Origin of the sequence: Acidovorax sp. FJL06 (assembly GCF_003852545.1) — a bacterium.
Lineage (GTDB): Bacteria > Pseudomonadota > Gammaproteobacteria > Burkholderiales > Burkholderiaceae_C > Acidovorax.
Window position 1 is genome coordinate 83,724 of the sequence record NZ_QAJR01000018.1, and the last position, 22,675, is coordinate 106,398.

Here is a 22,675-nt window from a genome sequence, read left to right on the forward strand (position 1 = left end):
TGCCGACGTGCTGCGCCGTGCTGAGGTGTTCGTGGAGTACGCGCCCCAGACGCGCATCGAAGGCGACATCCAGCAGCTGCCCGCCGACTTTGCGGTGACCGAGCTGTGGGAGGTGCTGACCGGCCAGCGCGCCGGCCGCAGCGGCGATGCGGCAGTCACCGTCTTCGACTCCGTGGGCTTTGCGCTGGAGGACTTTTCTGCGCTGCGCTTCCTGCGCGATGCGGCCACCGCGCTGGGCATGGGCCAGCCGATGGAGCTCATTCCCGCGCTGCCCGACCCGAAGAACCTGTTCGGGGTGCTGCGTACACGCAACCCGCTGCTGCGCGCGGCGGCCTGATCGGCCTGATCCCGGGTGGGTGGGTCAATCCCGCCACACCACGCTGGCCGCCGGGTCGGCGCGCGTGGTGCGGAAATGGTTGGCCGGGTGGTCTGGGTCCGCCATCCCAAACGAGATGCCGCAAACGATGCTGCGGTCTGCGCCAATGCCCAGCACCTCGCGCAGCACGCCGGGGTAGGACGCGAGCGCGGCCTGTGCAATGGAGCCCAGGCCCAGGCTGTGCGCGGCGAGCATGAAGTTGCCCACATAGGCGCCGCAGTCCACCGCGCCATACACGCCCAGCGCCTCGTCGCTGGTGACGATGGCCACATGGGGCGCGCCAAACATCGTGAAGTTCTGCGCCGCCTGGCGCGCCGAGGCCTCGCGGTCACCCTTGGCGATGCCCAGGGCCTCGTACAGGCCCCAGCCGCATTCGCGCCGCCGCTCCTGGTACACGCCGCGGTACTCGCGCGGCCAGGGTAGGTCGGGGGTGGTGGGGGCGGTGGGGGCTGCTGCGGCAAACGCGGCACGCAGGCGCTCCAGCGTGCCGCCGCTGGCGATGTGCACTTGCCAGGGCTGCGCGTTGCACCACGAGGCCGTGCGCTGCGCGGTGGCCAGCACCTGTTCGATGGTGGCGCGGGGCAGGGGCGTGGGCCGAAACGCGCGGCAGCTGTAGCGGGTGTGGAGCAGCGTGGAGAGGGTGTCGAAAGCCTGCGCGCTGGCAGGGGCTTCGGAGCGGGCGGCGGAGGTCATGGGGCGGCCTGAAGGGTCAGGTTTTTTTGGCCTTGGCCGCTGCTGGTTTGGCGGCCGTTTTGGCGGCAGCCTTGGCGTCCGCCGCGGGGTGCTTTTTATCGGCAGCCGTTTTCTTGCCCGCCGGGTGGGGGGCGTTGAGCAGGGCATCGAGCTGTTCGCTGATCTCGGCCTCGATGCGGTCCTTGAAGGCGCCCAGCAAAAAGCCCAGCTGGGCCTTCATCTCGAACTGGTGCGCATCCACCAGCAGCGTGCCCTTGACGCCCGTGCGGGTGAAGGTCAGCAGGTCCTCCGTCTCGCCCTCTTCGTAGACGCATTCCATGTCGAACTTTTCCTCGGCCTTCTCGGCCCAGGTGAACGCCACCTTGCGGGCTTCCTTGAAGCCCAGGTGGTGGTCGCGGTGGATGTGGATGTCAGGCATGGGGTGTCTCCTTAGGACGGTTCTTGTGGGGGCGGCGGCGGGGGCAGCCATGCGCGCAGGGCCTCATGGCGCGCGGGCAATGGCTGCTGCGTCAGTTGCCGCACGGCATCATAAAACCGGGGCCAGTCGCGGCCACTGTGCTCGAACAGCGCTTCAAACGCAGGCACCAGCTCGTCGTAGGCGGCCTGGGCTGCAAAGCTGGCGTTGTTGGCCTGGGCCACCCAGCGGTCATAGCCAGCCACCTGGGCCGTGGTGGCCCCGGGGGCTGCGCCGGCCGGGGCGTTCAGCCACCGCGCGCGCAGGGTGGCATAGCCCGCGCGAAAAGCCTGCATTGCTTCCAATTTCATAGCTGATAGCGCTTGCTCATCCAGCCCTGCAGCCTCTTTTTGTTCATAGATTTCTGCCAGCCTGGCACGCGTGGCGCGCGTCAGCGCACGGAAGGCACTGCGCCGCGCCTCGCTGGTCGCAAAGGCGTCGCGCGCCTGGGGAGTGGATTGCTGGGCCAGCCACAGCGCGCTGCCGATGCGCTCCACGGCCGTGGCAAACGATTCGTTGAACAGCGTATCGCCCTGCGCATACACCACCTGGTGCGCCAGCTCATGGAACAGCAGGCGCACAAACTCGCCCTCGGGCCAGCCGATGAAGGTGGAGAGCAGCGGGTCTCCCCCCGCCCAGTTCATGTAGCCCAGCGTGGAGTAGGCGGGCACGCCATAGACCTCCACCTCCAGCCCCTGGGCCGCCAGCTGGTCGGCCTCGGCCTGCGCGTCGGCCTGCGTGAAATAGCCCCGGTAGCCGATGCAGCCCGTCACCGGTAAGCACCAGGTGTGCAGCGTGAGCGCATAGGGCGGCGCTGCCACCACGTTCCACACCGCGGCCGGTCGCTTCAGGTCGGCATAGCGTTTGTAGCTGGCGTTGTCGGGCAGGCCCAGCTCCGCCACAGCAAAGGCGCGCGCCTTTTGCGCCAGTTGCAGGCGCTCGCGCAGCGCGGGAGGGATGTCGAGGCGCGCGATCCAGCGGTCGATGGGTTCGGCCGCCTGCATGAGCTGCATGTGGCCGCGCACCGATTGCCAGTAATAGCCCAGTGCGCTGCCGGGGCCGGTGGTGCTGGCGCAGCCCGCCAGGGCCAGGCTGAACATCAATGGAGACAGGGCCCGCAGGCCGGGGAGAAGCTGGCGCATGCCGGCAGTTTATGGGCAGACCGTGCAAGGCGTGCGGAGGGTTGTCAGCTGGCTGGCTGCCGTGGTTTCTAGAATGCAGCGCATGACCGCTGAAACTCCCCCCGAGCTGCCTGGCCTGCCTGCAGGCCTGTTTGCCGACGAGGCCGGCTGCCCGCGCTGCACTTGGTGCCAGGCCACGCCGCTGTACCGCCACTACCACGACCACGAATGGGGCTTTCCCGTGGCGGATGACCGGCGCTTGTTTGAGAAGCTGTGCCTGGAGGGTTTCCAGTCGGGCCTGAGCTGGCTCACCATCCTGAACAAGCGCGAGGGATTTCGCGCGGCGTTCGACCACTTCGACGCCGAGAAGGTCGCGGCCTATGGCGAGGCCGACATCGAGCGCCTGGTGCAGGATGCGGCCATCGTGCGCCACCGGGGCAAGATCGTTTCCACCATCAACAACGCGCGCCGCGTGCTGGAGCTGCGCCGCGAGTTCGGCTCGCTGGCGCACTACGTGTGGCGTTACGAGCCCGCAGCCGCCGACCGGCCCGAGCGCCTCACCCGCGAGGTGGCGCGCACGCTGTCCACCTCGCCCGCGTCCACCGCCATGTCCAAGGACCTGAAAAAGCGCGGCTGGAGCTTTGTCGGGCCCACGACGGTCTATGCCTTCATGCAGGCCATGGGGCTGGTGAATGACCACCTCGAAGGCTGCCATGCGCGCGCGCAGGCCTTGCAGGCGCGGGCCGCGTTCACGCCGCCGCTGGCCTAAAGAATTTCCAGCACCCGCTCCATCGGCCGGCACACGCGCACGCCGCGCGGGGTGATGACGATGGGGCGTTGCAGCAGCTGCGGATGCGCTGCCACGGCGTCCAGTCGCTGCGCATCGGTCACGCCGGGGGCCTCCAGGCCGAGTTCAGCGCACAGCGTGTCCTTGCTGCGAAGGAAGTCGGTGGCGGGCTGACCGCTGTCGGCCACCAGGCGCGCTAGCGTGGCGCGGTCGGGCGGCGTTACCAGGTATTCGATGACCTCGGGTTCCAGGCCGCGCTCACGGAGCAAAGCGAGCGTGTTGCGCGAGGTGCTGCATTTCGGGTTGTGATAGATCGTGGCGATGGATTTCATGGCAGGGGCGGGTGGAATGTGTGCGGGCGCAGGGCCGCCAGTGTGCCACTGGCACCGGGCCAGCCGGGCAGTTGCGACAGGGCCTGCAGCAGCGCGTGGCCTGCGTTGTCCAGCGTGCCATCGTTGTGCACCTCGATGCTGGCCGTGCCCGGTGGCGCCTGGAACCGCAGCGCGCGCTGCACGCGCTGCACCACCTGCTCGGCGCTTTCCCGGCCGCGTGACAGCAGGCGCTGGCGCAGCACCTCGGGGCTGGCCGTGATGTGCACGGCCACCAGGGCCGGGTAGCGCGCGAGCGCCTCGGGCAGGTAGGCGCGGGAGCCGTTGACCAGCAGCCAGCGGCCCTGGGCCAGCGGCGCCAGCTCGCCATGGCGCACGCCATAGGCCAGGCCGTTGGCCTCCCAGTGCAGCGCAAAGGCATCGGCGGCGCGCAGCGCGGCGTGGGCGTCAGGTGTGGTGCTTTCATGCGCCTCGCCGCCGGGCACAGCCGGGCGGCTGATGGTGCGGCGCGCCCACTGCACGGGCAACCCGGCGGGCAGGTGCTGGCGCAGCCAGTCGAGCAGACTGTCCTTGCCAGCGCCCGAGGGGCCCATGAAGTACAGCAACTTCGCGGTGCTGCTCATGCGCCCAGCTCCAGGTGGTCGAGCAGCACGAAGTCGGCGCCCGGCGTGGGTTCGGCGAACAGGGCCAGACTGTTGAAGCGCAGCGGTGGCAGGTCGGCAAAGAACTGTTCGGCCGCATCGAGCACCAGCGCCACGGTGTCCGCATCGGCACCCGCGAGCGGGCCGGTCAGCGACAGGTGAAAGCGGAACTCCTCCTGCACGAACGGATAGCCCCACTGCTGCAGCAGCTCGTCCTGCCGGGGCGTGAGCCCGGCGGCGCGCCGGCGGGCCAGTGCCTGTGCGGACAAGGGCGCGGCCAGGGGCTGCAGCTGGGTGGCGCAGGCAGCGGCCACGGCCTGGAGGTCGCTGTTCGCCGCGTGCCCGGCCATGGGCACCAGCGCGAGGAAGTCGTCGATGCGCTCGACCTGCATCGGCGGCATGTCGAAGGGGTGCAGGCTGCCGGCCAGCGTCTGCACCGCATGCTGCAGCGTGAGCCAGTCCACGCCCGGGGCCAGCGCGAACGGGGCCTTGAGCGTGGCGTGCCAGCCATAGCGGCGCGGGGCCGCGGTCAGGCGTTCGAGGTCTTCCCGGGCCACGCCGTGGATGTCCAGCTGCTGCAGGGGCTGCAGCAGCGCGGCGCAGCGGCCCAGCCAGTGGCTGCCGGCCAGCCAGGCCAGGGTGCCGGGATGGGGCGCGAAATACACCGCGTAGCGGTGGGCCGCGGTGGGGGAGGGGGTGTCATTCGTCATGGCTGATGGTGAGTTTGACGCGGTCGCCCGCGAACCAGGCGCGCGCCCATTCGATGGGCGTGCCGGCCAGGTCGACATTCAGGCTTTCCACCAGCAGCACGGGGCGCGTGGCGGGCTGGCGCAGCTCGGCGGCCACGGCGGTATCGGGCAGCTCGGCGGTGATGCGGCTCTCGCGCCGGGTGTAGTCGGCCACGCCGCGCGAGCTGAAGCCCGCCGTGATGGAGCCGGTTTCGCGGACCACGGCGGCCAGGCCTTCGAAGCGGGGCAGGGGAAAGTAGCGCTCGCTCACGTGCAGCGGCTGGCCCTCGGCCTGGCCGATCACGCGCAATTGCAGCAGCGGGCTGCGGGCCGGCACCTGCAGTGCCTTGGCCAGGGCGGCCGTGGCGCGCACCGTCTGCGCCTGCAGCACCACCAGGCTGCCGCGCAGGCCGGCCTGGGCCAGGCCCTGCTGGTGGCGCACGCGCTTGCCCAGGGCCAGGTCCACCGCGAAGTCCTCCACGTAGGTGCCGCTGCCCTGGGTGATGCGCACCAGCCCCTGGCTGCACAGGCTGGCCAGCGAGCGGCGGATGGTGTGGCGGTTCACCCCGAACTGCTCGGCCAAGGCATGTTCCGAGGGCAGGCGCTGGCCCGGGGGGTAGATGCCGCTGCCGATGGCCTCGGCCAGTTCGGCGGCAATGCGGGTCCAGAAGCTGTCGCGTGCCGGGCGTGCGGCAGGAGCGGGGTGGGCAAGAACTTGGGTGCTGGTGGTGGCTGTCATGAAACCTACATGCGCGCTGTCTAAGCTGGCGCCAGTTGTTTAATTTGTCTATACAACTTCAAGAGTACCACCTCCATGTTTCAAGCCTTTGACAACCCCGGCCCGGGCCGCCCGCAGGCGCGGGCGCACTGGATGGCGCTGCTGGCCCGCGCGCCCATCGACATCCTGGAGCCTGCGCTGCACGGCCATGCCGCGCTGCCCGCCCGCTGGCTGCGTGCCCCCGAAACCGGGCTGATGATGGTGCAGGGCCGCGCCGGCGGCACCGGCGAGCGTTTCAACCTGGGCGAGGTCACGGTCACCCGCTGCGCACTGCGCGTGGATGCGGATGCCGCCGAGGGTGGTGAACCCACCGTGGGCGTGGCCTACGTGCTCGGCCGCTCGCACCGCCAGGTGCAGCTGGCGGCCCTGGCCGATGCGCTGCTGCAGGACCCTGCGCACCAGGCCGCGCTCGACGCCAGCCTGCTCGACCCCATCCGCCGCCACCTGGCCCAGGCGCAGTCCGAGCGCCAGGCCCGGGCGGCCAGCACGCGGGTGGACTTCTTCACGGTGGCCCGCGAGAGCGGCAGCATCAACGACGACGGCGGCGAGGAGGAGCAGGAATGAGCACCACCCCGACGACCTCCCTGTCCGCACTGGGTGCGGGCTTTTCCAACGAGGCCCTGGGCAGCCAGGCTGTGTTCCGCGCGGTGCTCAAGGCGCTGTCCCAGCCTGGCGACCCGGTGGCGCTGGAGCACGATGCCGAGGTGCCTGCCACCGGGCACGCCGCATCGGCCGCCGTGCTGCTGGCCCTGCTCGACAGCGAATGCACGCTGTGGCTCTCGCCCACGCTCGCTGCCAGCCAGGCTGGCACCTGGCTGCGCTTTCACACCGGCTGCGTGCTGGTGGACGCCCCCGGGCAGGCCCGTTTTGCCTGGGTGGCTGCGGGCGATGCGATGCCCCCGCTGGCCAGCCTGCAGCGCGGCAGCGACGAGTACCCCGACCAGTCCGCCACCTGCGTGGTCGATGTGGCCGTGATGGCACCGGCTGCCGATGGCGCAGATGCCTGGCGCCTCACCGGCCCCGGCATTCGCACTGCGCAGCACCTGCACGTGGTGGGTCTGCCGGGCGACTTCGCCGCGCAGTGGGCCGACAACCACGGCGCGTTCCCGCGTGGGGTGGACGTGGTGCTGGCCACGGCCACGCACATCGCCGGCCTGCCGCGCACCACCCGCATCGAATCACCATCCACTGTGGAGGCCTGAGCCGCATGTACGTTGCCGTCAAGGGCGGGGAAACCGCCATCCTCAACAGCTACCGCCTGCTGGCCGAGCAGCGCCGGGGCGACACGGCGCAGGCCGAGCTGTCCGTGGCCCAGATCCGCGCGCAGCTCAAGCTGGCCGTGGACCGCGTGATGACCGAAGGCTCGGTCTACGACCCCGAGCTCGCGGCCCTGGCCATCAAGCAGGCGGCGGGCGACCTGGTCGAAGCCATCTTCCTGCTGCGCGCCTACCGCGCCACCTTGCCGCGCCTGGGCACCACCTTGCCGCTGGACACCGCGCGCATGGCGCTCACCCGGCGCATCTCGGCCACCTTCAAGGACCTGCCCGGCGGCCAGGTGCTCGGCCCCACCTACGACTACACCCAGCGCCTGCTCGACTTCACGCTGCTGGCCCAGGGCGATGCACCGGCTGCAGCGGCCGTTGCCGCGCCGCTGGCCGATGCACCGGCGACCACGCCGCGCGTGGTCGACCTGCTCAACCAGGAGGGGCTGATCGAGACCCGCCCCGTGCCCCCGGGCGACCCGGCCCCGGCCGACCTCACGCGCGAGCCGCTGCGCTTTCCGGCCCACCGGGCCACGCGCCTGCAGAACCTGGCACGCGGCGACGAGGGCTTTCTGCTGGCCATGGCGTATTCCACGCAGCGCGGCTATGCGCACTCGCACCCCTTCGTGGGCGAGCTGCGCCTGGGCACGGTGGCGGTGGAGGTCGTGCCCGAGGAACTGGGTTTTGCCATCTCCATCGGCGACATGGAAATCACCGAGTGCGAGATGGTCAACCAGTTCGCGGGCAGCAAGCTCCAGCCGCCGCAGTTCACGCGCGGCTACGGCCTGGCCTTCGGCCACAGCGAGCGCAAGGCCATGGCCATGAGCCTGGTGGACCGCGCCCTGCGCGCCGACGAGCTGGGTGAGCCGGTGGAGTCGCCCGCGCAGATGCAGGAGTTCGTGCTCTCGCACAGTGACAGCCTGGAAGCCTCGGGCTTCGTGCAGCACCTGAAGCTGCCGCACTACGTGGACTTCCAGTCCGAGCTGGAGCTGGTGCGCCGCATGCGCGCCACTGCGGCGGCCAACCCCTCCGAAGAAACCACCCTGGGAGACGACGCATGAACGCGCCCCACGAGCCCGCGCTGATGGGCCTGCCCGCCGATGCCGCCCCCATCGACGGCCATTTCAACTTCGCCTACCTGGACGAGCGCACCAAGCGCATGATCCGCCGGGCCCTCCTCAAGGCCGTGGCCATCCCGGGCTACCAGGTGCCCTTCGGTTCGCGCGAGATGCCGCTGCCCTATGGCTGGGGCACGGGCGGCATCCAGGTCACGGCGGCCATCATCGGGCCGGACGACTGCCTCAAGGTCATCGACCAGGGCTCGGACGACACGGTCAACGCGGTCAACATCCGCCGCTTCTTCGAGCGCACCACGGGCGTGGCCACCACCACGCGCACCACCGAGGCCACGCTGATCCAGACGCGCCACCGCATCCCCGAGACCCCGCTGGCCGAGGGCCAGGTCCTCGTCTACCAGGTGCCGGTGCCCGAGCCCATGCAGCGCCTGGAGCCGCGCGAGACCGAGACACGCACCCTGCACGGCCTGGCCGAGTACGGGCTCATGCATGTCAAGCTCTACGAAGACATCGCGCGCTACGGCCACATCGCCACCACCTACGACTACCCGGTGCTGGTCAACGGCCGCTACGTGATGGCGCCGTCGCCCATCCCCAAGTTCGACAACCCCAAGATGCACATGAACCCCGCGCTGCAGCTCTTCGGCGCGGGCCGCGAAAAACGCATCTACGCCGTGCCGCCCTACACGCCGGTGGAAAGCCTGGGCTTCGAGGACCACCCCTTCGAGGTGCAGCGCTGGGACTGCGCCTGCGCGCTGTGCGGCGCCACGGACAGTTTCCTCGACGAGGTCATCACCGACGACCAGGGCACGCGCATGCACGTGTGCTCCGACTCCGACTACTGCCAGGAGCGCCAGGCTTCGGCGCAGGCCCCGGTGGCTGGGGAGGGCGCATGAGCACGGTGGTTCTGCGCGAGGCCACCGAGGCCGATCTCGAGGAGGTGCTGGCCCTGTACCAGGGCATCGAGGACAGCCCCGAGCACGTGCTCACGCTGGACGAGGCGCGCGCCGTGCTGGCGCAGTTCCGCGCCTACCCGAGCTACCGGCTGTGGGTGGCCTGCGAGAGCACCGGGTCTGGTGCCGAGGTGGTCGGCACCTACACCCTGCTGGTCATGCACAACCTGGCCCACCGGGGGGCGCCTTCGGCCATCGTCGAAGACGTGGTAGTGGCCGCCGACCGCAAGGGCCAGGGCATTGGCCGCCAGATGATGGCCCACGCCGCGCAGCAGGCGCGCGAGGCGGGTTGCTACAAGCTGGCGCTCTCGTCCCACCGCAAGCGCACCGATGCGCATGCCTTCTACGAATCCCTGGGCTTAGCGCAGCACGGCCTGAGCTTTTCCATCGAACCTTGATCGCCATGGACGCCACCCTTTCTTCCCCTACCCCCCTGCTCAGCGTGCGCGGCATCGGCAAGCGCTATGGCCAGCGCGTCGCGCTGCAGGATGCCTCGTTCGACCTGTGGCCCGGCGAGGTGCTGGCCGTGGTCGGCGAGTCCGGCTCGGGCAAGTCCACCCTGCTCAACGCCGTGGCCGCGCGCAGCCGGCCCGACGCGGGCAGCGTGCACTTCCAGGGCCGCGATGGCAGCCTGCAGGACGTGCTGGCCATGAGCGAGGCGCAGCAGCGCCTGCTGGCGCGCACCGACTGGGGCTTCGTGCACCAGAACGCGGCCGACGGCCTGCGCATGGACGTGTCGGCCGGCGCCAATGTGGGCGAGCGCCTCATGGGCCTGGGCGAGCGCCACTACGGCCGCCTGCGCGCCACCGCCACTGAATGGCTGCAGCGCGTGGAGATCGATGCCGGCCGCATCGACGACGCGCCGCGCGCCTTCTCCGGCGGCATGCGCCAGCGCCTGCAGATCGCGCGCAACCTGGTCACCCAGCCGCGCCTGGTGTTCATGGACGAGCCCACCTCGGGCCTCGACGTGTCGGTGCAGGCGCGCCTGTTGGACCTGCTGCGCCAGCTCACGCGGCAGATGCAGCTGGCCGCCATCGTCGTCACGCACGACCTGGCCGTGGCCCGCCTGCTGGCCCACCGCATGGTGGTGATGCAGCGCGGCCGCGTGGTCGAGTCGGGCCTCACCGACCAGGTGCTCGACGACCCGCAGCACCCCTACACCCAGCTCCTCGTTTCCTCGGTACTGCAACCATGATGAACACGCACGCACCTATCCTCGAACTCCAGGGCGTGGCCAAGCGCTTCACCCTGCACCACCAGAACGGCATCGAGCTGCCCGTGCTCGGCAATGTGGACCTTTCCGTCGGCCCCGGCGAATGTGTGGTGCTTGACGGCCCCTCGGGCATGGGCAAGAGCACGCTGCTCAAGCTGATCTACGCCAACTACCGCGCCAACGCGGGCCGCATCACGGTGCAGCCGGCCGGCGGCCCCGCCGTGGACGTGACCCGGGCCACCCCGCGCGAGCTGGTGCAGCTGCGCCGCGACACCGTGGGCTACGTGAGCCAGTTCCTGCGCGTGATCCCCCGCGTGGGCGCGCTCGACGTGGTGGCCGAACCCCTGGCCGAAGACGCGGGCGACGACGCCCATGCACTGGAAGCCGCACGCGAAACCGCCCGCCAGTGGCTCACCCGCCTGCGCATTCCCGAACGCCTGTGGCACCTGCCGCCCGCCACCTTCTCGGGCGGGGAGCAGCAGCGCATCAACATCGCCCGCAACATGATCAAGCCCAAGCCCCTCTTGCTGCTCGACGAGCCCACCGCATCGCTCGACGCCGCCAACACCGGCACGGTGATCGCCATGGTCCGCGAGGCCGTGGCGCGTGGCGCCGCGCTGGTCGGCATCTTCCACGACGCGCACGTGGGCGCTGCCGTGGCCACGCGCCGCGTGAACGTGGCGGACTTCCGCAGGGTGGCCGCATGAGCGCGGCGGCGGTGTTTCACAACGCCCGCATGGTGCTGCCCGGCGAGGTGGTGCAGGGCTCGCTGTCGGTGCGGGACGGGCGCATCGACTCCTTGGCCTCGGGCGGCACGGCCGCGCTGCAGGGCATCGACCTGGGCGGCGACTACCTGCTGCCCGGCCTGGTGGAGGTGCACACCGACAACTTCGAGCGCCACCTGATGCCGCGCCCCAAGGTGCAATGGGCCGAGATGCCTGCGCTGCTGGCGCACGACGCCGAGATCGCCGCCGCCGGCATCACCACCGTGCTGGACGCGCTGGGCGTGGGCGAGGCCGATGTGGACAGCCTGCGCGGCAGCGCCTGGAACCGCGTGCTCGACACCATCGACACCTGCACCGAGCGCAACCTGCTGCGCGCCGACCATCACCTGCATGTGCGCTGCGAGCTGCCCGCGCCCAACACCATCGACCTGTTCGAGCCGTTCCACGGCCACCCGCGCCTGTCGCTGATCTCGCTGATGGACCACACCCCCGGCCAGCGCCAGTGGGAGGACATCGGGCAGGCGCGCACCTACTACACCGGCAAGAAGGGCTGGAGCGCCGAGAAGTTCGAGCGCCAGGTGGCGCACGCCGCCACCCTGCAGGCGCAGTACGCCGAGCCGCACCGCGCCTACTTCGTGGACTACTGCCGCACGCACGGCATCGCGCTGGCCAGCCACGACGACACCACGGTGGCGCACGTGGCGCAGGCCCATGCCGAGGGCGCGGGCATGTCGGAGTTTCCGACCACGCTGGCGGCGGCCCAGGCCGCGCACGCGCGCGGCCTGCTCACGGTGATGGGCGGGCCCAACGTGGTGCGCGGGGGCTCGCACTCGGGCAACGTGGCGGCGTCCGATCTGGCGCGCCAGGGTCTTCTGGACATCCTTTCGTCCGACTACGTGCCCGGCAGCCTGCTGAGCGCCGTGATGCGCCTGGTGCACGACGGCATCCTCACGCTGCCCGAGGCCGTGGCCACCGTCACGCGCAACCCGGCACGCGCCTCAGGCATGGCCGACCGCGGCGAGCTGGCCCCGGGCCTGCGCGCCGACCTGGTCCAGGTGCACATGGTCGATCTGCCCGGCGGCGCGCAGCAGGCCGTGGTGCGCGGTGTCTGGCGTGAAGGGCAGCGCGTGCTGTAGCTGCGCGCCCGCTTTCCGACGCTGACACCCAAACTTCTCTCAACTGTCAAAGCCCTGTCACGTGGGACAACCACACTCCGGTTGTCTAGACGACTTAACCCCAGGAGGCCGCCATGACCGCCGCACTGCACATCCACCAACTGAACAAGCATTTCGCCAACGGCAAGCAGGCCCTGCGCGACATCAACCTCACCGTGCAGCGCGGCGAGATGGTGGCGCTGATCGGCGCCTCGGGCTCGGGCAAGTCCACCCTGCTGCGCCATGTGGCGGGCCTGGTGGTGGCCGATGCGGCGAGCGATTCGCGCATCGAGGTGGACGGCTGCTGCGTGCAGCAGGGCGGCCGCATCCACCGCGATATTCGCAAGGTGCGTTCGCAGGTGGGTTTTGTGTTCCAGCAGTTCAACCTGGTGGACCGCCTGCCCGTGCTGATGAACGTGCTGGTGGGCCTGCTGCACCGCACGCCCTGGTGGCGCGGCTGGCTGCGCATGTTCAAGCCGCAGGAGCGTGCGCTGGCGCTCGAAGCGCTCAGCCGCGTGGGCATTGCCGAATGCCATGCGCAGCGTGCGTCCACGCTGTCGGGCGGGCAGCAGCAGCGCGCGGCCATTGCGCGCACGCTGGTGCAGGGCGCCAAGGTGGTGCTGGCCGACGAGCCCATTGCCTCGCTCGATCCCGAATCCTCGCGCAAGGTCATGGACATCCTGGCGCGCATCAATCGCGAGGACCGCTGCACCGTCATTGTGTCGTTGCACCAGGTGGATGTGGCCATCAAGTACTGCCCGCGCGTGGTGGCCCTGCACCACGGGCAGGTGGTGTACGACGGCCCTTCGGCGGCCCTCACGCCCGCCCTGCTGCGGGGGCTGTATGGCGTGCAGGCTGACGAGATCCTGGCAGAGGCGCCGCCCCTTCACCCCGTGGCGGCGCCCGCTGCCGCGCCCGTGCCCCAGTGGGCGCCTGCGCTGGCCCAGGCCGCGTGACGCGCCCCCCAGTTTTTTCCTTCACCCTTTCTGGAGTTCTTTCCATGTTCAAGAAACTGTGCACCACCCTGGCCCTTGGCCTGGGCCTCGCCACGGGCGCGTTGGCCCAGGACATTAACTTCGGCATGATTTCGACCGAAGCCTCGCAGAACCTCAAGGCAGACTGGCAGCCCCTGCTGGACGACATGGCCAAGCAGACGGGCCTGAAGATCAACGCCTTCTTCGCCTCCGACTACGCCGGTCTCATCGAGGCCATGCGCTTCAACAAGATGCAGGTCGCCTGGCTGGGCAACAAGTCGGCCATGGAGGCGGTGGACCGTGCCAATGGCGAAGTGTTTGCGCAGATGGTCAACGCCGACGGCACGCAGGGCTACTACTCGCACCTGATCGTGCACAAGGACAGCCCGCTGGCCACCTTGGACGATGTGCTCAAGAACGGCAAGTCGCTGAGCTTCGGCAACGGTGATCCCAACTCCACCTCGGGCTTCCTGGTGCCGGCCTACTACGCCTTTGCCCAGAACAAGATCGACGCCAAGACGCATTTCAAGATTGCGCGCAGCGCCAACCACGAGACCAATGCCCTGGCCGTGGCCAACAAGCAGGTCGATGTGGCCACCAACAACAGCGAAAACCTCGACAAGATCAAGGAACGCCAGCCCGAGAAGTTCAAGGACATCAAGATCGTCTGGACCTCGCCGCTGATCGCGCTCGACCCGCTGGTGATGCGCAAGGACCTGCCCGAGCCGCTGAAGGCCAAGATCAAGGACTTCTTTTACAACTACGCCAAGACCGATGCGCGCGAGAAGGAGATCGTGATGAAGATCTCCAAGCTCTCGGGCTTCAAGCCCTCGACCAACGCGCAGCTCACACCCATCCGTCAGCTCGACCTGTTCGGCAAGCGCAACAAGATCGAAGGCGACACCACGCTGGCCGACGCCGACAAGAAGACCCGCCTGGCCGAGATCGACCAGCAGCTGGCGTCGCTGAAGTAAGCAACGCAGCCGGCCAGTACCCACCATGTCTTCCGCATTGACTCCTTCGCTCGCGACCCTGGCGGGCACCACAGCGCCCAAGCGCAGCCTCGCCTGGTATCTCTCCTGGGGCATCCTGCTGGTGGTGCTGGCCGCATCCTGGAAGGGCGCCGACATGCGCCCCCTCGACCTCGTCCGCGATTCGGGCAACATGGCTCAGTACGCGGCCGAGTTCTTCCCGCCCAACTTTGCGCAGTGGCGCATCTATGTGCAGGAGATGCTGGTCACGCTGCAGATCGCCTTGTGGGGCACGGCGCTGGCGGTGGTCACGGCCATTCCGCTGGCGCTGCTGGCCTCGTCCAACATCGCGCCCTGGTGGGTCAACCAGCCGGTGCGCCGCGTGCTCGACGCCTGCCGCGCCATCAACGAGATGGTGTTCGCCATGCTCTTTGTGGTGGCCGTGGGCCTGGGGCCTTTTGCCGGCGTGCTGGCGCTGTGGATCCACACCACGGGCACGCTGGCCAAGCTGTTCTCCGAGGCGGTCGAGGCCATCGACCCGCAGCCCGTAGAAGGCATCCGCTCCACCGGCGCGAGTGCGCTGCACGAAATCATCTACGGCGTGATCCCGCAGGTGATGCCGCTGTGGATCTCGTACACGCTGTACCGCTTCGAGGCCAATGTGCGCTCGGCCTCGGTGGTGGGCATGGTGGGCGCGGGCGGCATCGGCGTGGTGCTGTGGGAGATCATCCGGGGCTTCCAGTACGCCGAAACCTGTGCGGTGATGCTGATCATCGTGGTCACGGTGAGCGCCATCGACCTGGTGTCGGCGCGCATCCGCAAGGCCCTGGTCTGACAAGGGGCGCACCGTGGCACTGAACCTTGAAGACATCGGCCACCTGTTGACCGCCCGAGGTGTCCACCAGTATGGGCGCGAGGCGGTCAGTCAGCTGGAACATGCGCTGCAATGCGCCCGGTGGGCCGAGAAATCCGGCGAAACGGCGGCCACGGTGGTGGCGGCCCTGCTGCATGACCTGGGGCATTTGCTGGCCCCGGGCGGCGACGCCACCGAGCGGGACGACCTGCACCAGTACCTGGCCATTCCGTTCCTGCGCGGCCTGCTGCCCGATGCGGTGCTAGAACCCATCCGCCTGCATGTGGATGCCAAGCGCTACCTGTGCACCATGGAGCCGGGGTACTGGGAGACGCTCTCGCCCGCATCGCAGCACAGCCTGGCCTTGCAGGGCGGGCCCTTCACGCCCAAAGAGGCCATGCAGTTTGCCGCCCAGCCGTTTGCACAGGAGGCCATCCGCTTGCGCCGCTATGACGACCATGCCAAGGTGCCAGGCCTGGCGACGCCGCCGCTCGCCCATTACATGGCCCTGGTCGTGGATCTGGCGCGGGAGCGGGAGGGCCTGCTGGCGGCGCACTGACGGCTGTGCGGCGTTGGGGTGCCTGGTTCAGGCCCCCAGCGCTTCGCCTGCGCGGCACTGCCCGGGGGCCATGCCCAGGTGCTGCCGCAGGGCGCGCGCCATGGCATCCATCGAACCGAAGCCGCTGCGCGCCGCCACCTTGTCCTGGGGCCAGTCGGTCTGGCGCAGGAGGGCCGCCGCGTGTTGTGCCCGCGCCTGGGCGACGAAGCGTGCCGGGGTGCAGCGGGCCTGTGCGGCGAACGCGCGGGCGAAATTGCGCGGACGCATGTGGACCCTCTGCGCCAGGGTGTCCACCGACAGGTCGTGCGTGAGATGCCCCTGTATCCAGGCCATCAGCTCGCGCAGGCGGACCGAGGCATCGGCCTGGGCCTGCAGCGCGGGGCTCAGTTGCGGGGAGATGCCGGTGCGGACGGTGAAGACGGCCAGGTTGCGCGCAATCTGCATGGCCAGGCCCCGGCCCAGGTCTTCTTCGATGAGGGCCAGGGCCATGTCCAGTCCGGTGGTCACTCCGGCGGAGGTCCACAGCGCCCCGTCGCGCACAAAGATGCGGTCGTGCTGCACCTGCGCTCTCGGGCAGAGCTGGGCCAGCAGCTCGCAGGCATTGGCATGGGTGGTGACCTGGCGCCCCTGCAGCAGGCCTGCCGCAGCCAGCGCAAACGCGCCCGTGCACACGCTGGCCACGCGCCGTGCGCGCTGCGCGGCCTGGGCCAGCCAGGCCCCCACGCCGTCCTCGTAGATGGCGTGGCGCACGGCGGCCTCTTCACCGCCCGCCACGATCAGTGTGTCGATGGGGCCTTTCAGGGCGTGCATGGGCACCGTGTCGGCAAGGGCAAAGCCCGCACTGGTGGCGACGGTGCCGCCGCGCGGCGAGGCCAGGTGCAGGCGGTAGGCACCCGCACCCAGGAGCGATGCCTGGCTGAACGCGCTGGCAGGCGCTGCAATGTCGATGGCTTCCACCCCCTCAAAGGCCAGCAGGACCACATCACGGGACGGGCCGGGGCCGGAGGGGTTGGCAGGATCTGCGGCGGATTTGGCATGGCGTGGCATCTGGGCGGTCCCTAAGCTGGGGTCTTTGCCGGTGGCAACGGTTTTGGGAGGTGGAGCGTGGCGGTATTGTGGCGTTGGATGGTGGCCCTGGCTGTGGGCGGGATGGCGGTGGCGGTGCTGGCGGTGCAGCCTGCCGAGACAGGGCAGGACCGGCCCGAGGACGCGCCGCTGGCGCTGGCCCTGCGGCCCGCGCTGGCGGCGGGGGCGGTGCCTGTGATCGCCGTCCTTGCGTTGAACGAAGGCACCGAAACCACCGACTTCCTGGTGCCCCATGCCGTGCTGCGGCAGGCCGGGGTGGGCCGGGTGGAGGCGGTGGCTCCGCGCGCCGGGCCGGTCGTGCTGATGCCCGCGCTGCAGGTCGAGGTGGCGCGCAGCTTTGCGGCCTTTGACGCAGCCTACCCCGAGGGGGCTGACATTGTGGTGGTGCCCGCCCTGCACACCGACGACGACCCGCTGGTGCTGGCATGGCTGCGGGCCCAGGCGACCAAGGGCGCCGTGGTGGTCGGCATCTGTGCGGGGGCGCGTGTGCTGGGCCAGGCAGGGCTGCTCGACGGGCGCAGGTTCACTGGCCACTGGTATGACCGCAGTACCTTGCTGCGGCGCCATGCCGGCGCGGTCCATGTGCCCGGTCGGCGCTATGTGGCCGACGGGCCCATCGTGACCACCACGGGGGGGTCTGCGTCCCTGCCGGTCTCGCTGGCCATCGTGGAGGCGTTGGCGGGGGCTGGCCGGGCGCGTGTGGTGGCTGCCGAACTGGGGTTGCCCTCCTGGGGAGACGCCCACCGCAGTGGCTTGTTCGGCCTGGGGGCTGCGCACCTGTGGACGCTGTCGGTCAACACGGTCCTTTTTTGGCGGCATGAGCGCGTGGACATCCCCGTGGCCGAGCTGGGCGACGATGTGGCGCTGGCATGGGCGGCGGATGCGTGGTCGCGCACCTACCGCTCCCGTGCTCAGGCGGTGCATGCCGGCGCCTCCAGCGTGCAGCTGCGCAGCGGCCTGGTGTTGCGGACCGTGCCGCCCGATGCTGCAGCGGTCCCGGTCTTGCTGGACGCCGCGGTGCGCCCGGCCTGTGTGCTGGACCACAGCCTGCGGGCGATTGGCCAGCGCTACGGCGCCGCCACGCGCCGGTGGGTCGCTACGCAACTGGAGTATGACGACGAAGGCCCTGCGGGGGCTTGCCCGGATGCGCAAGGGGGGCTGCTGTGACGCGCGCCAGCCCAGGCGCTGGTGTGGTCAGTCGCCCTTGTCGCTGTTCAACCACCCCAGGTCCAGCGGCCGGTCTTCAAACTCCGTGTTGAGCACCACCGTGCTGGTGGTGCGGGCCACGCCCGCGATGGCCTTGATTTCGTAGATCACGTCTTCCAGCGCACGCGCATGCGTGGTGCGGACCTTGGCCAGAAAGTCGTATTCGCCCGCCACGCTGTGCAGCTCCTCCACCTGGGGCATGGCGCGCAGGCGCGGCGCCACGTCGCGGCAGTGGATGCCGCCATCGTTGCGGATGGCCACGAAGGCGGTGAAGTTGAGCCCTACGCGCTCGGGGTCCACGCTGATCGAGAAGCGGCGGATCACGCCCTTGTCCAGCAGCTTCTTCACCCGCTCGTGCACGGCGGCGGTAGACAGGCCCACCTCAGCCCCCACGTCGGCGTACGAACGCCGGCCGTCCGTACCCAATGCCGAAATAATTCTGGCATCCATGTCGTCTGTCTGAATATTTGCTTGCATAGCCGCTTGATTTTGGTAAAAATTCCGAAAACCTTGCGGTTTCCATAAATTATTCGGTCAGGTGAAGAATATGCCGGCAATTTTCAACGCGCAAGCCCATTCCACGCGGAGTTGGGCCGTTGCCATGGCCCTGCTGCTGGTCTATGTGGTCTGGGGCACCACCTACTTTGCCATTGGCATCGTGCTCACGAGCATGCCGCCGCTGCTGATGAACGCCATCCGGTTCCTGTGCGCCGGGGGCGTGATGCTGCTGATGGCGTTGTGGCAGGGCCACGCGCTGCCCACGGTGCAGCAGTGGCGCAACTCAGCGGTGGTGGGTGGTTGCATGGTGTTCCTGGCCATGAACCTGATGGGCTTTGCGCAAAAGCTGGGCATTGGCTCCGGCCTCATGGCCACGGTGGTCACCACCATGCCCATGTGGCTGGCGCTGTGGTCGCGCTGGGGCGGCGAGCGGGTGCCGTTTACCAGCTGGATTGGCCTGGCGCTGGGCGTGGTGGGCGCGCTGCTGCTGGCGCTGGAGGGCGACTTCTCGGCCACCTGGCTGGGGGCCGTGCTGGCCTTTGGCGCGCCGCTGTGCTGGAGCATTGGCTCGTATGCCTCGCGCAAGCTCTCCTTGCCTGCACCCGCCATGGCCTCGGCGGCGCAGTGGCTGGCGGGCGGGGCCATGGGCCTGGTGGTGGCGCTGTGGTTCGAGCCGCTGTCGGCCCTGGGCCAGGTGAGCGCCAAGTCCTGGGCGGCCTGGGTCTATCTGCTGGTGTTTGGCACGCTGGTGGCGCTCAACGCCTACCTGTGGTTGCTGCAAAACACATCCGCCGCGCTGGCGGGCAGCTACTCGTTCGTGAACCCCGCCGTGGCCTTGCTGGTGGGCGTGGCGCTGGGCGGCGAGCTGCTCACGGGCTGGGTGTTTGCCGCGCTGCCGTTGATTGGGGCGGCGCTGGCGTTCATCCTGTACGGGCAAGCGCTGCAGCGGTGGCTCGCAAAGTTCAGTCCGGGATTACGGCGGTTGCTTCAATCTCGATCTTCGCGCGCTCTTCCATGAGCCCCGCCACCTGCACGCACGCCATGGCCGGAAAGTTCTTGCCCAGCACCTCGCGGTAGACAGCGCCCAGCTCCTTCAGGCGGCTGTTGTACTCATTGCGGTCGGTCACGTACCAGGTCAGCCGCACCAGGTGCTCGGGGCCCGCACCGCCGGCTTCGAGCACCGCGCGCACGTTCAGCAGCGTCTGCCGGGTCTGGGCGATGAAGTCGTCGCTTTCGAACTGCTGCTGCGCATTCCAGCCGATCTGGCCGCCGGTGAAGACCATGGTGCCGCGTGCGGCCATGCCGTTGGCGTAGCCCTTGGGGGTGACCCAGCCTTCGGGTTGCAAAAGGGTGTTTTTCATCGTCATGTTGTTTTTGTAGAGGAAGGGGCCGCAGCGCCCTGGCGCAGCTTGAAGCGCTGGAGCTTGCCGGTTTCGGTGCGGGGCAGAGCGAGGGCGAACTCCACCACGCGCGGGTATTTGAACGGGGCGATGGTCGCTTTCACATGGTCCTGCAGCGTCTTGACCATGGCGGCATCGCCCGTGTGGCCGGGCTTCAAGACGCAGATGGCCTTGACCACCATGCCACGCTCCTCGTCGGGCACGCCGATCACGCCGCACTCGGCCACGGCGGGGTGGCGCAGCAGGGCGTCTTCCACCTCGGGGCCGCCCACGTTGTAGCCGGCGGTGATGATCATGTCGTCATCGCGCGCCTGGTAGAAGAAATAACCGTCGGCGTCCTGCGTGAAGGCGTCGCCCGGGTAGTTCCAGCCGTCCTTCACGTACTTGGCCTGGCGCGGGTCATCCAGGTATTTGCAGCCCGTGGGGCCGATCACCGCGAGCTTGCCCACGGTGCCGCGCGGCACTTCATGGCCCTCGTCGTCCACCACCTTGGCGGTGTAGCCGGGCACCACCTTGCCCACAGCGCCAGCGCGGCATTCTCCGCCCGCCGACGAGATGAAGATGTGGAACATCTCCGTGGCACCGATGCCGTCCGTCATGTCGAGGCCGGTCGCGTCCCGCCAGAGCTGGCGCGTGGCGTCCGGCAGGCCCTCGCCCGCGCTCACGCTGGTGCGCAGCTGCGGCAGGCCGATCTGCTTGGCAAACGGCGCCATCTGCCGGTAGAACGTGGGCGCGGTGTAGCAGAGGGTGACGCCCGCATCGCGCATCAGGCGCACCATGGTCTCGGGCGTGTAGGGCTGGTCGGGGAAGTACACGCTGGCCCCGGCCCACATCGGGAACACGAGCAGCCCACCCAGCCCGAAGGTGAACGCCAGCGGCGGCGAGCCGGCCACGATGTCGTCGGGCGTGGCGCGCAGCACATGGCGCGGCCAGGCCTCGCAGCCTGCCAGCACGTCGCGGTGCGTGTGCACGGCGGCCTTGGGCGCGCCGGTGGTGCCCGAGGTGAAGGCCATCAACGCGATGTCGTCGGCCGATGTGGGGCAGGGCGGCGTGGTGCCGGGTTTGCCTTGCGCGCGCTGGATCAGGTCGGCCGCATCGGGTGCGGTGTGGAAGGGCACGATGGTGGCGAGCACGGGGTGCTGCGCCTGTGCGGCCTGCAGCTCCGCCAGCAGGCGGCCATCGCACAGCGCCAGCGTGGGCTGGGCGCGCTCGATGATGCTGGCCAGCTCGCCGGCGCGCAGCAGGGGCATGGTGGCCACCGCAATCAGGCCCGCATACACCGTGCCCAGCCAGGCCAGCGCCATCTCCACCGTGTTGCCGCCGCGCAGCAGCACGCGGTTGCCGGGCACGAGGCCGTGGTCCTGCGTCAGCACCTCGGCAATGCGCGCGGCCTCGGTGCGGGCGTCGCGGTAGGTATACGTGCGGTGCGGGCCGCGCAGCAAGGGGCGGTCGCTGTGGCCTGCGCGGTCGGCCTGGTCGAACAGGGACTGCACCAGGTTGGCCTGGTTGGCGATCTGCAGCTCGGGCCGGTCGTAGCGCAGCGTGGGCCAGGCCGCAGGCGCTGGCAGCCGGTCGTGCACGAAGTGGTCGGGCTGGGCGGAGGGCACCGTCATGGTCGTTACTCCTGCAAGAGGCTTTTGCCGATGATGAGTTGCTGCACTTCGGTGGCACCTTCGTAGATGCGCAGCGAGCGGATGTCGCGGTACAGCGATTCGACCTTGCTGCCCACTTCCACACCGCGCCCGCCGTGCAGTTGCAGCGCCATGTCGATCACGCGCTGGGCGTTTTCGGTGGCGGTCATCTTGGCCATGGCCGCTTCAGCCGTGACGCGGGTGCCGCCCCGCTTCTCGCCTTCATCACGCAGCCAGGCCGCACGGTAGGTGAGCAGCGCAGCGCTGTCCACCAGCGCGGCCATCTCGCCGATCTTGGCCTGCGTGAGCTGGAAGTCCGCCAGCGTCTGGCCGAACATGCGGCGCTGGCGCGCGTGGTGCACGGCCTCGGCCAGCGCGCGGCGCGCCATGCCCAGGGCCGCGGCGGCCACCGAGGCGCGGAAGATGTCGAGCGTGCGCATGGCCAGCTTGAAGCCGCCATTCTTTTCGCCCAGCAGCGCGTCGCTAGGCACTTTGCAATCCGTGAATTGCAGTGTGGCCAGCGGGTGCGGCGCCATCACATGGATGTGGCGCGACGCGTCGAGGCCGGGCGTGTCGGCATCCACGATGAAGGCGCTGATGCCGCGCGTGCCGCCTGCCGGGTCGGTTTTGGCGAACACGCAGTAGAAGTCGGCGATGCCGCCGTTGCTGATCCAGGTCTTGGTGCCGGTGAGGGCATAAGAGCCTTTTGGGCCGCTGCCGCCCGATGGGTAAGCGCTGCTAGCTATTGTTTGCATAGCGCCTACATCGGAGCCCGCCTCGGGCTCGCTGAGTGCAAACGCCGCAATCAGTTCGCCGCGCGCCACGCCTTGCAGGTAGTGCGCCTGCTGCGCCGGGCTGCCCGCCAGCGTGATCGCACCGCTGCCCAGCCCCTGCATCGCAAACGCAAAGTCCGCCAGCGGCGAGTGGTAGGCCAGCGTTTCGCGCAGCAGCACCAGCGCGCGCGAGTCGAGCGCGGGCAGGGCGCCGCCGTGTGCGGCGGGCACGCAGTAGTGCAGCCAGCCGCCCGCACCCAGGCGCCGCACCCAGTCGCGGCAGGCGGCGCGGTCGTCGGTTTCATCAACCTCTTGCGCGGCGGCCCAGGGCACCAGGCCCTCGGCCAGCGCGCGGTGGGCGTCGTCAAAAAAAGGCAGCGCCAGGTGCGCTGTGGAGGGCGGGCAGGGCGCGGGGGGCGTGGCGATGTGCATGC

The 22,675-nt window shown here is 69.6% G+C and carries 27 protein-coding genes and 1 pseudogene; 16 read left to right on the top strand and 12 right to left on the bottom strand.

Features of this window, described 5'->3' with window-relative positions; genetic code table 11:
- A pseudogene (locus DBV10_RS23105) lies at positions 1 to 337 on the top strand (ornithine cyclodeaminase); the annotation flags it as partial.
- Positions 338 to 361: 24 nt separating this feature from the next.
- Here the strand turns inward: DBV10_RS23105 and DBV10_RS11655 are convergent.
- The 3 genes from DBV10_RS11655 to DBV10_RS11665 are packed head-to-tail and all read right to left on the bottom strand — an operon-like array spanning position 362 to position 2,665.
- The gene (locus tag DBV10_RS11655; protein WP_124513767.1) at positions 362 to 1,069 is read right to left on the bottom strand and encodes a nitroreductase; all 708 of its coding nucleotides are present in this window, start codon (positions 1,067 to 1,069) and stop codon (positions 362 to 364) included.
- A 16-nt stretch (positions 1,070 to 1,085) separates the two neighbouring features.
- Positions 1,086 to 1,487 (bottom strand): polyhydroxyalkanoic acid system family protein, encoded by a 402-nt coding sequence (locus DBV10_RS11660; RefSeq protein WP_124513769.1) that lies wholly within the window; start codon positions 1,485 to 1,487, stop codon positions 1,086 to 1,088.
- Positions 1,488 to 1,498: 11 nt separating this feature from the next.
- Positions 1,499 to 2,665, bottom strand: a complete 1,167-nt coding sequence (locus tag DBV10_RS11665) for an aminopeptidase (protein WP_124513771.1) — start codon at positions 2,663 to 2,665, stop codon at positions 1,499 to 1,501.
- A gap of 73 nt (positions 2,666 to 2,738) precedes the next feature.
- Between DBV10_RS11665 and DBV10_RS11670 the strand changes: the two genes are divergently transcribed.
- Entirely contained in the window at positions 2,739 to 3,413 is a 675-nt protein-coding gene (locus DBV10_RS11670; RefSeq protein WP_124513773.1) for a DNA-3-methyladenine glycosylase I, read from the top strand.
- Here DBV10_RS11670 and arsC read toward each other — a convergent pair.
- Genes arsC through phnF form a run of 4 tightly spaced genes read right to left on the bottom strand, consistent with a single transcriptional unit; the run spans position 3,410 to position 5,868 of the window.
- Positions 3,410 to 3,763 (bottom strand): arsenate reductase (glutaredoxin), encoded by a 354-nt coding sequence (arsC, locus tag DBV10_RS11675; protein ID WP_124513775.1) that lies wholly within the window; start codon positions 3,761 to 3,763, stop codon positions 3,410 to 3,412. The genes DBV10_RS11670 and arsC overlap by 4 nt on opposite strands.
- On the bottom strand, positions 3,760 to 4,383 hold the full coding sequence (phnN, locus tag DBV10_RS11680; protein WP_124513777.1) for a phosphonate metabolism protein/1,5-bisphosphokinase (PRPP-forming) PhnN: 624 nt from the start codon (positions 4,381 to 4,383) through the stop codon (positions 3,760 to 3,762). The genes arsC and phnN overlap by 4 nt, the downstream gene beginning before the upstream one ends.
- Positions 4,380 to 5,111, bottom strand: coding sequence for a DUF1045 domain-containing protein (locus tag DBV10_RS11685; protein ID WP_124513779.1), 732 nt, complete (start codon positions 5,109 to 5,111; stop codon positions 4,380 to 4,382). The genes phnN and DBV10_RS11685 overlap by 4 nt, the downstream gene beginning before the upstream one ends.
- A complete protein-coding gene (phnF, locus tag DBV10_RS11690; RefSeq protein ID WP_124513781.1) occupies positions 5,101 to 5,868 on the bottom strand; it encodes a phosphonate metabolism transcriptional regulator PhnF in 768 nt (255 codons plus the stop codon). Before phnF ends, DBV10_RS11685 begins: the two co-directional genes overlap by 11 nt.
- Before the next feature lie 75 nt (positions 5,869 to 5,943).
- Between phnF and phnG the strand changes: the two genes are divergently transcribed.
- The 12 genes from phnG to DBV10_RS11750 all read left to right on the top strand — a co-directional run bounded on the left by phnG (position 5,944) and on the right by DBV10_RS11750 (position 15,647).
- On the top strand, positions 5,944 to 6,471 hold the full coding sequence (phnG, locus tag DBV10_RS11695) for a phosphonate C-P lyase system protein PhnG (protein WP_124513783.1): 528 nt from the start codon (positions 5,944 to 5,946) through the stop codon (positions 6,469 to 6,471).
- Positions 6,468 to 7,109, top strand: coding sequence for a phosphonate C-P lyase system protein PhnH (gene phnH / locus DBV10_RS11700; RefSeq protein WP_124513785.1), 642 nt, complete (start codon positions 6,468 to 6,470; stop codon positions 7,107 to 7,109). Before phnG ends, phnH begins: the two co-directional genes overlap by 4 nt.
- 5 nt (positions 7,110 to 7,114) lie before the next feature.
- Complete coding sequence (locus DBV10_RS11705) at positions 7,115 to 8,230, top strand: carbon-phosphorus lyase complex subunit PhnI (RefSeq protein WP_124513787.1); 1,116 nt, start codon at positions 7,115 to 7,117, stop codon at positions 8,228 to 8,230.
- A complete protein-coding gene (locus DBV10_RS11710) occupies positions 8,227 to 9,141 on the top strand; it encodes an alpha-D-ribose 1-methylphosphonate 5-phosphate C-P-lyase PhnJ (RefSeq protein ID WP_124513789.1) in 915 nt (304 codons plus the stop codon). The genes DBV10_RS11705 and DBV10_RS11710 overlap by 4 nt, the downstream gene beginning before the upstream one ends.
- A complete protein-coding gene (locus DBV10_RS11715) occupies positions 9,138 to 9,596 on the top strand; it encodes a GNAT family N-acetyltransferase (protein WP_124513791.1) in 459 nt (152 codons plus the stop codon). The genes DBV10_RS11710 and DBV10_RS11715 overlap by 4 nt, the downstream gene beginning before the upstream one ends.
- A 5-nt stretch (positions 9,597 to 9,601) precedes the next feature.
- Entirely contained in the window at positions 9,602 to 10,393 is a 792-nt protein-coding gene (phnK, locus tag DBV10_RS11720; protein WP_124513793.1) for a phosphonate C-P lyase system protein PhnK, read from the top strand.
- Positions 10,390 to 11,118: a phosphonate C-P lyase system protein PhnL gene (gene phnL / locus DBV10_RS11725; protein ID WP_370451156.1), complete on the top strand. Its 729-nt coding sequence runs from the start codon at positions 10,390 to 10,392 to the stop codon at positions 11,116 to 11,118. The genes phnK and phnL overlap by 4 nt, the downstream gene beginning before the upstream one ends.
- Entirely contained in the window at positions 11,115 to 12,272 is a 1,158-nt protein-coding gene (locus DBV10_RS11730) for an alpha-D-ribose 1-methylphosphonate 5-triphosphate diphosphatase (protein WP_124513795.1), read from the top strand. Before phnL ends, DBV10_RS11730 begins: the two co-directional genes overlap by 4 nt.
- 113 nt (positions 12,273 to 12,385) lie before the next feature.
- Positions 12,386 to 13,246 carry a phosphonate ABC transporter ATP-binding protein gene (gene phnC, locus DBV10_RS11735; RefSeq protein WP_124513797.1) on the top strand — a complete coding sequence of 287 codons (861 nt, stop codon included), beginning with the start codon at positions 12,386 to 12,388 and terminating at the stop codon, positions 13,244 to 13,246.
- Positions 13,247 to 13,290: 44 nt separating this feature from the next.
- Positions 13,291 to 14,238 (top strand): phosphonate ABC transporter substrate-binding protein, encoded by a 948-nt coding sequence (gene phnD, locus DBV10_RS11740; RefSeq protein WP_124513800.1) that lies wholly within the window; start codon positions 13,291 to 13,293, stop codon positions 14,236 to 14,238.
- Between the two features lie 25 nt (positions 14,239 to 14,263).
- Positions 14,264 to 15,070, top strand: coding sequence for a phosphonate ABC transporter, permease protein PhnE (phnE, locus tag DBV10_RS11745; RefSeq protein ID WP_124513802.1), 807 nt, complete (start codon positions 14,264 to 14,266; stop codon positions 15,068 to 15,070).
- Positions 15,071 to 15,083: 13 nt separating this feature from the next.
- The gene (locus tag DBV10_RS11750) at positions 15,084 to 15,647 is read left to right on the top strand and encodes a phosphonate degradation HD-domain oxygenase (protein WP_124513804.1); all 564 of its coding nucleotides are present in this window, start codon (positions 15,084 to 15,086) and stop codon (positions 15,645 to 15,647) included.
- A 27-nt stretch (positions 15,648 to 15,674) separates the two neighbouring features.
- On the opposite strand, the gene DBV10_RS11755 is transcribed toward DBV10_RS11750, so the two are convergent.
- On the bottom strand, positions 15,675 to 16,694 hold the full coding sequence (locus tag DBV10_RS11755; protein ID WP_124513806.1) for a GlxA family transcriptional regulator: 1,020 nt from the start codon (positions 16,692 to 16,694) through the stop codon (positions 15,675 to 15,677).
- Positions 16,695 to 16,751: 57 nt separating this feature from the next.
- Between DBV10_RS11755 and DBV10_RS11760 the strand changes: the two genes are divergently transcribed.
- Positions 16,752 to 17,900, top strand: coding sequence for a DJ-1/PfpI family protein (locus DBV10_RS11760; RefSeq protein ID WP_124513808.1), 1,149 nt, complete (start codon positions 16,752 to 16,754; stop codon positions 17,898 to 17,900).
- A 27-nt stretch (positions 17,901 to 17,927) separates the two neighbouring features.
- On the opposite strand, the gene DBV10_RS11765 is transcribed toward DBV10_RS11760, so the two are convergent.
- A complete protein-coding gene (locus tag DBV10_RS11765) occupies positions 17,928 to 18,389 on the bottom strand; it encodes an Lrp/AsnC family transcriptional regulator (RefSeq protein WP_124513810.1) in 462 nt (153 codons plus the stop codon).
- Between the two features lie 97 nt (positions 18,390 to 18,486).
- Here DBV10_RS11765 and DBV10_RS11770 point away from each other — a divergent pair, with 97 nt between their 5' ends.
- Positions 18,487 to 19,455, top strand: coding sequence for an EamA family transporter (locus tag DBV10_RS11770; RefSeq protein WP_124513812.1), 969 nt, complete (start codon positions 18,487 to 18,489; stop codon positions 19,453 to 19,455).
- On the opposite strand, the gene DBV10_RS11775 is transcribed toward DBV10_RS11770, so the two are convergent.
- Genes DBV10_RS11775 through DBV10_RS11785 form a run of 3 tightly spaced genes read right to left on the bottom strand, consistent with a single transcriptional unit; the run spans position 19,400 to position 22,673 of the window.
- Positions 19,400 to 19,798, bottom strand: a complete 399-nt coding sequence (locus tag DBV10_RS11775) for a RidA family protein (RefSeq protein WP_124513814.1) — start codon at positions 19,796 to 19,798, stop codon at positions 19,400 to 19,402. The two genes, DBV10_RS11770 and DBV10_RS11775, sit on opposite strands and share 56 nt — an antisense overlap.
- A 2-nt stretch (positions 19,799 to 19,800) precedes the next feature.
- Positions 19,801 to 21,450: an AMP-binding protein gene (locus DBV10_RS11780; RefSeq protein ID WP_124513816.1), complete on the bottom strand. Its 1,650-nt coding sequence runs from the start codon at positions 21,448 to 21,450 to the stop codon at positions 19,801 to 19,803.
- A gap of 5 nt (positions 21,451 to 21,455) precedes the next feature.
- On the bottom strand, positions 21,456 to 22,673 hold the full coding sequence (locus DBV10_RS11785; protein ID WP_124513819.1) for an acyl-CoA dehydrogenase family protein: 1,218 nt from the start codon (positions 22,671 to 22,673) through the stop codon (positions 21,456 to 21,458).
- Between the last annotated feature and the right edge of the window lie 2 nt (positions 22,674 to 22,675).

Excerpts from the sequence above, each read along its gene's own strand:
- DBV10_RS11655 (WP_124513767.1), bottom strand. The coding sequence starts at position 1,069 with ATGACCTCCGCCGCCCGCTCCGAAGCCCCTGCCAGCGCGCAGGCTTTC.
- DBV10_RS11660 (WP_124513769.1), bottom strand. The coding sequence starts at position 1,487 with ATGCCTGACATCCACATCCACCGCGACCACCACCTGGGCTTCAAGGAA.
- DBV10_RS11665 (WP_124513771.1), bottom strand. The coding sequence starts at position 2,665 with ATGCGCCAGCTTCTCCCCGGCCTGCGGGCCCTGTCTCCATTGATGTTC.
- DBV10_RS11670 (WP_124513773.1), top strand. The coding sequence starts at position 2,739 with ATGCAGCGCATGACCGCTGAAACTCCCCCCGAGCTGCCTGGCCTGCCT.
- arsC (WP_124513775.1), bottom strand. The coding sequence starts at position 3,763 with ATGAAATCCATCGCCACGATCTATCACAACCCGAAATGCAGCACCTCG.
- phnN (WP_124513777.1), bottom strand. The coding sequence starts at position 4,383 with ATGAGCAGCACCGCGAAGTTGCTGTACTTCATGGGCCCCTCGGGCGCT.
- DBV10_RS11685 (WP_124513779.1), bottom strand. The coding sequence starts at position 5,111 with ATGACGAATGACACCCCCTCCCCCACCGCGGCCCACCGCTACGCGGTG.
- phnF (WP_124513781.1), bottom strand. The coding sequence starts at position 5,868 with ATGACAGCCACCACCAGCACCCAAGTTCTTGCCCACCCCGCTCCTGCC.
- phnG (WP_124513783.1), top strand. The coding sequence starts at position 5,944 with ATGTTTCAAGCCTTTGACAACCCCGGCCCGGGCCGCCCGCAGGCGCGG.
- phnH (WP_124513785.1), top strand. The coding sequence starts at position 6,468 with ATGAGCACCACCCCGACGACCTCCCTGTCCGCACTGGGTGCGGGCTTT.
- DBV10_RS11705 (WP_124513787.1), top strand. The coding sequence starts at position 7,115 with ATGTACGTTGCCGTCAAGGGCGGGGAAACCGCCATCCTCAACAGCTAC.
- DBV10_RS11710 (WP_124513789.1), top strand. The coding sequence starts at position 8,227 with ATGAACGCGCCCCACGAGCCCGCGCTGATGGGCCTGCCCGCCGATGCC.
- DBV10_RS11715 (WP_124513791.1), top strand. The coding sequence starts at position 9,138 with ATGAGCACGGTGGTTCTGCGCGAGGCCACCGAGGCCGATCTCGAGGAG.
- phnK (WP_124513793.1), top strand. The coding sequence starts at position 9,602 with ATGGACGCCACCCTTTCTTCCCCTACCCCCCTGCTCAGCGTGCGCGGC.
- phnL (WP_370451156.1), top strand. The coding sequence starts at position 10,390 with ATGATGAACACGCACGCACCTATCCTCGAACTCCAGGGCGTGGCCAAG.
- DBV10_RS11730 (WP_124513795.1), top strand. The coding sequence starts at position 11,115 with ATGAGCGCGGCGGCGGTGTTTCACAACGCCCGCATGGTGCTGCCCGGC.
- phnC (WP_124513797.1), top strand. The coding sequence starts at position 12,386 with ATGACCGCCGCACTGCACATCCACCAACTGAACAAGCATTTCGCCAAC.
- phnD (WP_124513800.1), top strand. The coding sequence starts at position 13,291 with ATGTTCAAGAAACTGTGCACCACCCTGGCCCTTGGCCTGGGCCTCGCC.
- phnE (WP_124513802.1), top strand. The coding sequence starts at position 14,264 with ATGTCTTCCGCATTGACTCCTTCGCTCGCGACCCTGGCGGGCACCACA.
- DBV10_RS11755 (WP_124513806.1), bottom strand. The coding sequence starts at position 16,694 with ATGCCACGCCATGCCAAATCCGCCGCAGATCCTGCCAACCCCTCCGGC.
- DBV10_RS11765 (WP_124513810.1), bottom strand. The coding sequence starts at position 18,389 with ATGGATGCCAGAATTATTTCGGCATTGGGTACGGACGGCCGGCGTTCG.
- DBV10_RS11770 (WP_124513812.1), top strand. The coding sequence starts at position 18,487 with ATGCCGGCAATTTTCAACGCGCAAGCCCATTCCACGCGGAGTTGGGCC.
- DBV10_RS11775 (WP_124513814.1), bottom strand. The coding sequence starts at position 19,798 with ATGAAAAACACCCTTTTGCAACCCGAAGGCTGGGTCACCCCCAAGGGC.
- DBV10_RS11780 (WP_124513816.1), bottom strand. The coding sequence starts at position 21,450 with ATGACGGTGCCCTCCGCCCAGCCCGACCACTTCGTGCACGACCGGCTG.
- DBV10_RS11785 (WP_124513819.1), bottom strand. The coding sequence starts at position 22,673 with ATGCACATCGCCACGCCCCCCGCGCCCTGCCCGCCCTCCACAGCGCAC.